At 35.1% G+C, this 2,285-nt stretch carries 3 protein-coding genes; 1 reads left to right on the top strand and 2 read right to left on the bottom strand.

Annotated features, from left to right (window positions below; all coding sequences use genetic code 11):
* Positions 1 to 61: 61 nt before the first annotated feature.
* Entirely contained in the window at positions 62 to 448 is a 387-nt protein-coding gene (locus tag COU90_02475; GenBank protein ID PJE64292.1) for a hypothetical protein, read from the top strand.
* A gap of 254 nt (positions 449 to 702) precedes the next feature.
* On the opposite strand, the gene COU90_02470 is transcribed toward COU90_02475, so the two are convergent.
* A complete protein-coding gene (locus COU90_02470) occupies positions 703 to 1,302 on the bottom strand; it encodes a hypothetical protein (GenBank protein ID PJE64291.1) in 600 nt (199 codons plus the stop codon).
* 84 nt (positions 1,303 to 1,386) lie between these two features.
* Positions 1,387 to 2,127 (bottom strand): hypothetical protein, encoded by a 741-nt coding sequence (locus tag COU90_02465; protein PJE64290.1) that lies wholly within the window; start codon positions 2,125 to 2,127, stop codon positions 1,387 to 1,389.
* Between the last annotated feature and the right edge of the window lie 158 nt (positions 2,128 to 2,285).

Below are 2,285 nucleotides of genomic sequence, written 5' to 3'. Positions count from 1 at the left end.
CAACAAATCTACATTGTAATATACAAAAATGTAGACATGGAAAATCTTATTGAATAGAAATATGCAGATTCTGAAGAAAAGGTACCTGACACCTATTTCCACATCACAGAAAATTAAGGCAAAAGTTGACGTGTTCATTCGTTGGTTGCAACGGATTCCCACTAGCCTAAAGTTCGATACTCTCAATGGTGATGAAATTGCTATTGTAGTGGAAGCTCTAGATAAGCTAGAGCAAGAAATTCATATTATTCGCGCCTCTTTACCAGGAGCAAATAGTGCGCCAAGTCCAAGAGCATCAGCAGAACCTAGAAACCATAGTGCCGAGTGGACAATTGAACACATAAATCAAATAATGGCACCCGACAGACCTTCTGATGCCGAACTGGCACGTCGAATCGGCAGAAGCATTAGCGCCATCCGTTCAATGCGGAGTAAAATGAACACTTAATCCTTAGTTGGTTAATTACAGGCGTAGAAATACGCCTTTTTTCTTACAAAATAATATAGACCTTCTTCCCCCCTTTTTCTTTCCAGTCCCCCCAATCAGGGCACAATTCTTATGTACGCACTTCGCTCTCCGAAATCAGCACTCTGAAGTTTTAATAGTCGTTTGCACTCCTTTAAAATTCGAGTTCCGGCCATGGGATATGTTTGGAACTGTTGATTGGGGAATAATTAAAAAAGAAATTGACAATCTATGCTTTATGTAATTACTTTAGCATTAATAAGCTCTTGAAAATGTACTGGATTATTCCTTTTTAGATATTCAATTACCTTTCCTCTGATTGTATCGTTAGAATTTATACCAAATCTTTCTGCAAACCTAACGATAGCTTTAGTTGCATCGCCAATCTCTGACTCATTATTAGCCATGTATTCTATTTCTGCCAATGTGTAGCCAAAATCCATAACATCTAAATCTATATTAAATTCATCTTTTTTATATTTCTTTCTTGTAGTAGTTATCCTACAAAAAGCATTATAATTTTTTTCTTTTAAGAAATTTTCAAAAGATGCGCCCGTACTCACCTTAAAATATTTTAATATATCTTCAAGATTTTCCAATTCTCTATATTGATCCGAAACTCTTTTTTCTATAGATTCATTTATTGGGATCTTCAATTCAAATTTTCCTTCTCTACTTCTTAACCAAATATCTCTTTTTGTTAAAGAATAATTTGAATCATCGTAGTATACATCAATAAATTCTTTCACACCTAAAAACTGTGCTCCATGAATCAGACTCCTTTCTTGCTCATCAGTTAAAATAAACTTTTTTTCGACTTCAATCATAAACGTAATTGAGTAATAATTGCGGTAATGGGATCAGTTCCCTTTTTTTGTTTCTTTTCTTTTTATAAGGACTGACCCATTAATATTAACAAGTTAAGATTTTCTTACGTGTTCTAACCAATCAATTTCCCCTTCCTGAATGGTCTTATCATAGACTTGCTTAAATACACCGGCATTTTCCGCACTTGTAAAATCACGGGATGTTTTCATATACAGATCCTTAAATACATCTTTTCCATAATTATCTATCAGATACCCCGTAAAAGAACCTGCTATACAGTAATACTCAAACATTAAATCATCACTCGTATTAAGCCACGACTCTTGATCCATTAATTGAGATGGCATTAATAAGGCTTTATTGTCTATGGCTTTTTTACTACATACATCATGGTCTAATCCACGGAAATCATAACCCACCATATATTCGGCAAGGCCTTCCTGAAACAAGCTTATGGAAAGCCCCCATGGCAATGACAATAAATGCATATCTTCATGTTCCCCTATGAATTGTACCTCTGATGTATATAATGCGTGGATAATAAAGTCGTTGTATATTGATTGCGCAAAACCATCATCCCCCATAAGAGACTTCTTTATTTCTTCTGAAGGATATAGATAATAGGATATTTTTTGTGCAGGATAATCGCCGTCAAGAAAGATTATTATTTTTTTGTATACTTTCTCTTGACGGTTTGCTATTGCGGTAATATCTTTTTCCGCAAGAGACTCCGGGAAATAATGAAATATATAATGTTTCGATTCAAACCGAAGCCAACGCGAATCATTTTTGAATGCGTCTCTATAATGTGGCAAATGTTGTTTAAAATTCATAGTGGTATAAAAACAGGTCGCTCTCAGTGAACGACCCTCCTACTTCTTTCCTAATCATATAATAGGTGTCAGTAATAATAGGTGTCAAGTACCTTTTCTTCTTTCGTGTCTTTAGTCAGGGCACAATTCTTACGTTCGCACTACGCTCTCCGAGATCG

It is taken from the genome of Candidatus Ryanbacteria bacterium CG10_big_fil_rev_8_21_14_0_10_43_42 (genome assembly GCA_002793915.1).
Lineage (GTDB): Bacteria > Patescibacteriota > Minisyncoccia > Ryanbacterales > 2-02-FULL-48-12 > 1-14-0-10-43-42.
The sequence above is the reverse complement of the archived record's forward strand: the minus strand, read 5'-3'. Positions and strand labels throughout refer to the sequence as shown.